Genomic DNA, 7,752 nt, shown 5'->3' with positions numbered 1-7,752 from the left:
TGGGTCCCTGCTTTCGCAGGGACGACACCGAGTTTGCCGCACCCGCGAGCCCTATCCACCCTTGCCGTCGTCGTCCTTCTTCTTGTCGGCGGCGGCGGCGTTGGAGGTGTCATCCGGCAGGCCGTTGTCGATCTTGGCCTGGATCTTCGGCAGCTCTTCCGGCTCGGGCTTGAGGTCGCGGGCGTGCGCCCACTGGAACTTGGCTTCCAGGGTGCGGCCGACGCGCCAATAGGCATCGCCGAGATGGTCGTTGATGGTCGGATCTTCCGGCTTCAGATCGATCGCGCGCTCGAGGTTCTTCACCGCCTCTTCGAAATTGCCGATCCGGTAGTAAGCCCAGCCGAGCGAGTCGACGATGTAGCCGTCGTCAGGGCGCTGATCGACGGCACGCTTGATCATCTTCATGCCTTCGTCGAGGTTGGTGCCCTGGTCGATCCAGGAATAGCCGAGATAGTTCAGCACATGCGGCTGCTCGGGCTGCAGCTCGAGCGCCTTGCGCATGTCTGCCTCGGCCTTGTTCCACTGCTTGGAACGCTCCTCGCAGATGCCGCGATAGTAGTAGGTGACCCAGGCATTCTTGTCGCCGTTACCGGCCGGCAGCGCATCGATCGCCTGCGAATAGGTGGTGGCGCAGTCGCCGAACTTCTTGCGGCCGCGCTCGATATTGCCGAGCGCCAGGATCGCCTCGACGTCCTTCGGCTGATCTGATGTGACTTCCTTGAGGATCTTGATCGCCTCGTCGCTGCGGTCGGCGGCGTCGAGATTGGTCGCGAGCTGGATCTGGGCGTTGCGCTTCAGCGGCGAGGACGCCGGCATCCGCTCATAGACCTTGATCGCCATCTGCGGCTTCTTCACCGATTCATAGAGATCGGCAAGCGACAGCAGCGCCAGCGGATGGTTCGGCTGCAGATAGAGCGCGAGCTGCAGATAGACCAGCGCGAGGTCCTCTCCGCCGCGGCGGGTCAGCGTCGCGCCGATGCCGTACAGCGCCTCGGCGGCGCCGGCCTGCGGTGAATCGATCAGCGGCGGCAGCTTCTTGCCGGCCTTGGTCTCCTTGATGCCTTCCAGCACCAGCGGATGACGCGGCAGTTTCTTGTCGAACGCCTCGTACATCGCGGTCGCGGCGGCGGCGTCCTTGTTGCGCGAGGTCCAGCGCGCATATTCGTCGACCGTGCGCAGCATCGAGTCGTCGAGCTTGTAGACCTTCTCGAAGCGGGCGCCGGCGTCCTTCTCCTTGCCGGCGAGCTCGTAGATCATGCCGGCATGCAGGTCCTTGAAGATCGGATACCACTCGGGGCCGGTCAGCTTGTCGATCGAGGCGACCGCACCCTTGCTGTCGCCGGCGCCATAGGCCGCCCAGGCCGACAGCAGCGTCGCCACCAGATCGGTGATCGGGCCGCGCACCGACTGGTTGATGTTGGACTGCGCGGCGGCATATTTCTTCAGCTTGAGGTCGCGCACGCCGACGACGAGGCGCGCAACGCGGTTGGCCTTGTCCTGGGTCAGGATACGGTCGGCGAGCTTGACCGCCTCCTCGATGTCGCCGTCGGCGAGCGAGGAGATGAAGGCGCGGTCGAGCAGCTCGGAATTCTTCGGGTCGGTGCGCAGCGCGGAGCGGTAGAACGCCGCAGCCGAGGACGCATCGCGCTCGACACTGGCGTGGCGGGCGGCGAGATAGCTCCCCGCCGTGGTCAGCGACTTCAGGTCGGTCTTGGACGGGAATTGCGCGGCATTGTCGGTCGGATGGTCAGGCGTTTGCGCCGCCAGCTGCGCAGGCACGGCAAGCGCCGCGGCAGCAAGAAGGGCAATCGTCAGGCGGTTGAAACGGGTGGACAGCATCACGGTCGCCTTGCTCCAGGGATTTACGCCAAGATGGATCTTACGGCCAAGATCTTGCGATCAGTCTCAAAATGCGAACCCAAGCGGCGGCATCACGGCGAGCGACAATGCCGCTTTTGGCGGTTATCCGCAAGGATCGCCCAAAGGCAACCCGTGACGAATCAATTGGCAGATTAGGCCTTTAGGCCCGCCGATCCAGCCAGCCCACCGCAAGACGCTCCCACTATGGCGGTATCGTGACCGGGCTCGGCATATTCGCGCGCCGACGCAAAAAGCGCCGGATACTGACGCCGCGGCCCCCTGTTCCGCGTCCCCAGATGTATCCGACGGTGCAATCCGCCGCTTCCACATGACAGAGGCCACGCGAGGGGTGCGGCAGGTTGGCGGCGGCCTCACGCAAATGTGGTCGGCCGCCTTGACCTCACCCTGGCCTTACATCGCCTCGTAGTTCGGACCGCCGCCGCCCTCCGGAGGACCCAGGTGATGTTGCCGTTGGGATCCTTCACGTCGCAGGTTTTGCAGTGGACGCAGTTCTGGGCGTTGATCTGGAAGCGCGGGCTCGCGCCCTCCTCGACCCATTCATAAACGCCGGCCGGGCAATAGCGGTTGGAGGGGCCCGCGAACACGTCGTGCTCCGAGGTCTTCTGCAGGTTCATGTCGGCGACCTTGAGATGGACCGGCTGGTCCTCCTCATGGTTGGTGTTGGACAGGAACACCGACGACAGCTTGTCGAACGAGATCTTGCCGTCCGGCTTCGGATAGGCGATCGGCTGATGCTGCTTGGATGGATCGAGCGTCTTGCGGTCCGGCTTGGCGTGCGACTGGGTGCCGAACAACGAGAAGCCGAGCGTGTTGCACCACATGTCGAAGCCGGACAGCGCCATTCCGAGCAGATTGCCGAACTTCGACAGCAGCGGCTTGGCGTTGCGGACCTTGAACAGGTCCTTGCCGATCGCCGACGAGCGCCACGCATTCTCGTATTCGACGATTTCGTCATTGGCGCGTCCGGCACCCAGCGCGGCGGCGACGTGCTCGGCGGCGAGCATGCCGGAGCCCATCGCATTGTGGACGCCCTTGATGCGCGGCACGTTGACGAAGCCCGCCGCGCAGCCGATCAGCGCGCCGCCCGGGAAGGTCAGCCGCGGCACCGACTGGTAGCCGCCCTCGGTGATGGCGCGCGCGCCATAGGCGAGCCGCTTGCCGCCCTCGAACACCTCGCGGATATCAGGATGAGTCTTCATCCGCTGGAATTCGTCGAACGGCGACAGATAGGGATCGTTGTAGTTCAGATGGACGACGAAGCCGACCGCGACGCGGTTGTCGTCGTAGTGATAGAGGAACGAGCCGCCGCCGGTCTTGTCGTTCAGCGGCCATCCGAGCGTGTGCTGTACCCAGCCCTTCTTGTGCTTCGCCGGATCGATCTGCCAGACTTCCTTCAGGCCGATGCCGAATTTCGGCGGCTCGGAGTTGGCGTCGAGCTTGAACTTGGCGATCAGCTGCTTGGACAGCGAGCCCCGCGCGCCCTCGGCGAACAGCGTGTACTTGCCGAGCAGCTCCATGCCGCGGGTATAGGAATCCTTGTGGCTGCCGTCCTTGGCGATGCCCATGTCGCCGGTAGCGATGCCGCGCACCGCGCCCTTGTCGTCATAGAGCACCTCAGTGGCGGCAAAGCCCGGATAGATCTCGACGCCGAGCGCTTCCGCCTTCGGCGCCAGCCAGCGGCAGACATTACCGAGCGAGCCGATATAGTTGTGATGATTGTGCATCAACGGCGGCATGATGAAGTTCGGGATGCGGAACCAGCCTTGCGACGTCGCCCAGTAGAAGCGGTCCTGCTTGACCTGCGTCTTCAGCGGACAGTCGGCATCCTCGCGCCAGTCGGGCACGAGCTTGTCGAGGCCGGCGGGATCGATCACCGCACCGGACAGGATGTGCGCGCCGACCTCGGAGCCCTTCTCCACCACGACGATCGAGAGCTCCGGATTGAGCTGCTTCAGCCGGATCGCGGCCGACAGGCCCGACGGGCCGGCGCCGACGATGACAACGTCGAATTCCATAGACTCGCGCGGGGGAAGGTCTTCAGCACTCATGATCTTTGATCTCAGCCCATTGAGAACGCTTCTAAGCTTTTCAAAAGTCGTTGTTTCCGATTTTTGACCGCAGGACAACCATGGAATTGCGCTTCGATGGCTTTGCACCGTCCGGATACCGCAGAGAATAATCTTTTCCGAAAACCGCCTCCACTTTTCCGGTCGATGCTCTAGATTGCGCCCATGATGGCCCTGCCGCCCGAGCCCACCCCTACACTGCAGCAATTGCTCGCCTTTTACCTCGAGGCCGGGGTCGATTGCGCGCTTGGCGACGTGCCGGTCAACCGGTTGGAAGAACCCGAGCCAGTTCCCCCGCCCGCCGCGCCGCGGCCGCCGGTCGCGCTCAATCCGCTGCGCCCGCCGCCGATGCCTTCAGTTCCGCGGAGCGAAATCACCGTGGCGCCGGAAGCCGCGATCGCCTCCGCACGCGAGGCTGCGCGGACGGCACCGACGCTTGAAGCCTTGCGCGCGCTGATGGAGGCGTTCGACGGCTGCGCGCTGAAACACACCGCGACCAGGCTGGTGTTCGCCGACGGCAATCCGCAGGCGCGCGTGATGTTCGTCGGCGAGGCGCCGGGCCGCGATGAGGACATCGAGGGCCTGCCCTTCGTCGGCCGCTCCGGCAAGCTGCTCGACCGCATGATCGCGGCGATCGGGCTCGACCGCAGCAAGGCCTATATCGCCAACGTGATCCCGTGGCGGCCGCCGGGCAACCGCACGCCGACGCCACAGGAGACGCAGGTGTGCCTGCCCTTCATCCAGCGCCACATCGAGCTGGTGAATCCCGACGTGCTGGTGACGCTCGGCAATCCCTCGACGCAGGCGCTGCTCGGCACGCGCGAGGGCATCATGCGCACGCGCGGCAAATGGATCGACTACGACACCGGCACGCGCACGATCCGTGCAGTCGCCACCTTCCACCCGGCCTATCTGTTGCGCTCGCCGTCCTACAAGCGGCTGTCGTGGCAGGATCTGCGCGCGATCGCGAAGGTGCTGCAGCCCGCGACGGCGTAGCGTTGCTTCGTAGGGTGGGTTAGCCGAAGGCGTAACCCGCCATTCTTTCCGCGATGAGCAAAGTCGGTGGGTTACGCTTCGCTAACCCACCCTACGGATTCCACGCTATGACCCCTTCGGCCGCACGATCGCCCAGCCGATCCGCAGCACCGGCTGCCGTCCATTGACCAGCCGGTCGAACGAGCGCGGCACTTCCGGCACCAGGCCGGGGAAACGTTGCGCGAGTTCGGGCGGCGGCGTGCCGGCGGTGTCCTGCGCGCGCCAGACCACGACACCGCCGGTCTCGTTGAACTTCGCGACCGACAGCCAGGGCGTTCGTTGCGGCGCGGCGTCGAGCAAGAGATGCGGACGGCGCCCGTTCATCGCAATCAGGCTGGCGAGCTCAGGATCGCCGGCCACCGCGCGCAGGCGCTGATTGGTGCGGCGCTCATAGCTGTCGTCGAAGAAGCGCCCCATTGCGGCTGCCGGCAGCGAGGTCGGCACCTCGGTGGTGCTGGTCCAGGGCAGGAACAGCGCCGCGGCCAGCGCGAGCGCGGCGGGTGCCGCAACGGCGAAGGCCCAGACCGAGCGCAACAGCCGCTGCCGCCTGAGACGGATCAGATCGCCGGTCGCGACGACGACGGCAAGCCCCGACATCAACAGCGCCACGCCGGCGCCGCCGAAGGTGCGGTCGAGATCGAACAGGCCGGAGACGAAGCTGCTCACGATCGCCGGCGCAAACGCGAAGAAATAAACGAATTGCTGCGCCAGCGGGCTAACCGGCGGACGGTAGATGATCGGCGCGTCCTCGTTATCGCGGGCGAACCAGCGCGAATTGAGGATCGCCAGCAGCACGATCGCGGCCGTCGCCACGATCAGCCCGCCGAGCACGACGCCCCAGCGCAGCGCGCGCACCTTGAGATCGGCAAGCGCTGGCAAGGCCGGCAGCGCCAGCACGTCGGCGCGGATGAGCCAGATCAGATAGGGCAGCGCCAGCACGATGATGACGAGCAGCGCATAGAGCGGATCGACCGCGCGCAGCGTACGCCGCCCGCGCTCGGTTGCGACCGCAAAGCCGACCACGAGCAGGATCATGCCGATCGCCGCCGGCGTCGTCAGCAGCAGCAAGCCGCAATCGATCGACCAGGCGAACCAGGCGCTGCGCCGGTTCTGCCCGATCAATTGCCAGGAATGCAGCAGCAGCAGCGCCCACAGCGGACGCGCCAGAATGAGCGGGCCGAACTCGACGCTGGGCGAGGAGAACACCACGACCGTCATCGACAGCAGCACCGCCAGCACGCCCTGCGGGCCGCCGACGATGGCGCGCGCCAGGGAGTAGAAGGCGATGAAGGTGACGATCTCGCAGACCTGCGCCAGGAGATAGACGCCGAACACGTGATTGCCGGCGGCACGGAACGCAATGTCGGAAAGCCAGAACGCCAGCGGCGGCCCCATGTCGGTGCCGACCTGGTATTCGCGGCCGAAGGCAAGGACGGTGGCGAGGTTGCCGGGCGGGCTGCCGTAGAAGATTAGCGGCAGCAACAGCCAGATCGCGGCCTGCACCAGCACCACGACCCAGACCACGAGGCGCGGCCGGGCGCGGATCAGTTCGACAACCAGGGAGGTAAACCGCATGAAACGCCTGAAATGCCCCAGCTACCGCATCTAGCGGCGCAATCTGATCCCGAGGGTTTTGATAACGGGAGGCGGCGGTGGAGGCAACCGGGGCCGGATGAGTCCACGGTGCAAAGTCAAACACCGGTGTCATGCCCCGCGCAGGCGGGGCATCCAGTACGCCGCGGCCTCTCGATCGAAAGCGGCTGTCTCTGGAATACTCGATCGCCCGGTCAAGTGTTCAGCCCGGGGACATGACCGACGGGTGTTCGGGCGATGACAGCAGAGGATGGGCGGGCGTCCTCGCGAACTACGCCGCAGCGGATGCGGCCGCTTCGCTCTCAGTATCCACCGTGAACAGGTCGGGCTCGGCCGGGCGAGGGAAATGCTTCAGCCGCGCGGCGACGACGGGGGCGAAGAAGCTGCGGTGATGGGTGCTCGGCCCGAGCCGGTCCAGCGCCTCGAGGTGCTCGGGGACGCCGTAGCCCTTGTGCTGCTCGAAGCCGTAGCCTGGGCAATCCAGCGCCAGCGCACACATCAGGCGGTCGCGCGTCACCTTGGCGATGATCGAGGCCGCCGCGATCGAGGCCACGATGCCGTCGCCGCCGATCACGGCGTCGCAGTCGCAGGGCGTCGCGAGCTTGTCGCGGCCGTCGACGAAGACGTGCTTCGGCATCTCCGGCAGCGCATGCACCGCGCGCGCCAGCGCCCACAGCGAGGCACGCAGGATGTTGTCGCGATCGATTCGCGCCGGCGAGGCCACCGCGACCGAGAACGCGGCGGTAGCGCAAATCTCCTCGAACAGCTCCTCGCGGCGCTCGGCGGTCAGCCGCTTCGAATCATCGAGACCTTTTGGAATGCGATTCGGATCGAGCACCACGGCGGCGGCAACCACCGGACCTGCCAGCGGGCCGCGCCCCGCCTCGTCGCAGCCGGCGACCGGCCAGACGCCGCGCTTGATCAGCGCGCGCTCGCGCCGGAAGCTCGGCCGGGTCACGGCGATGACCCGCCTGGCCGGCTTGGCCGGTGCTTTTTTCGACGTGGTCTTTGACGTAGCTTTGGACTTGTCTCGAATCATGCGGGGATGGTGATCAAGCCGGCTCCACGGCGCAACCGGGAACCCGGCGCCCTTCCCCGTTATTCAATCCGCCGTCGACATATGTCCCATGCCCCAAACGATCTCCACTTCACCTCGCCCCGCGTGCGGGGAGAGGTC

The 7,752-nt window shown here is 65.9% G+C and carries 4 protein-coding genes and 1 pseudogene; 1 reads left to right on the top strand and 4 read right to left on the bottom strand.

From position 1 onward, the window contains the following. Positions 1-51: 51 nt before the first annotated feature. On the bottom strand, positions 52-1,839 hold the full coding sequence (locus tag H8A95_RS40345; protein ID WP_229188087.1) for a tetratricopeptide repeat protein: 1,788 nt from the start codon (positions 1,837-1,839) through the stop codon (positions 52-54). A 432-nt stretch (positions 1,840-2,271) separates the two neighbouring features. After that, positions 2,272-3,929: pseudogene (locus H8A95_RS40340) on the bottom strand (electron transfer flavoprotein-ubiquinone oxidoreductase). A gap of 192 nt (positions 3,930-4,121) precedes the next feature. Between H8A95_RS40340 and H8A95_RS40335 the strand changes: the two are divergent. Beyond that, positions 4,122-4,943 (top strand): uracil-DNA glycosylase, encoded by an 822-nt coding sequence (locus H8A95_RS40335; protein WP_229188088.1) that lies wholly within the window; start codon positions 4,122-4,124, stop codon positions 4,941-4,943. 105 nt (positions 4,944-5,048) lie between these two features. On the opposite strand, the gene H8A95_RS40330 is transcribed toward H8A95_RS40335, so the two are convergent. Next, the gene (locus H8A95_RS40330) at positions 5,049-6,557 is read right to left on the bottom strand and encodes a glycosyltransferase family 39 protein (protein ID WP_229188086.1); all 1,509 of its coding nucleotides are present in this window, start codon (positions 6,555-6,557) and stop codon (positions 5,049-5,051) included. Between the two features lie 289 nt (positions 6,558-6,846). Beyond that, complete coding sequence (locus H8A95_RS40325; protein WP_229188085.1) at positions 6,847-7,614, bottom strand: ribonuclease HII; 768 nt, start codon at positions 7,612-7,614, stop codon at positions 6,847-6,849. Positions 7,615-7,752: the final 138 nt, after the last annotated feature.

It is taken from the genome of Bradyrhizobium oropedii, from assembly GCF_020889685.1.
Classification (GTDB): domain Bacteria; phylum Pseudomonadota; class Alphaproteobacteria; order Rhizobiales; family Xanthobacteraceae; genus Bradyrhizobium; species Bradyrhizobium oropedii.
This window is presented reverse-complemented; position numbering and strand designations above follow the sequence as displayed.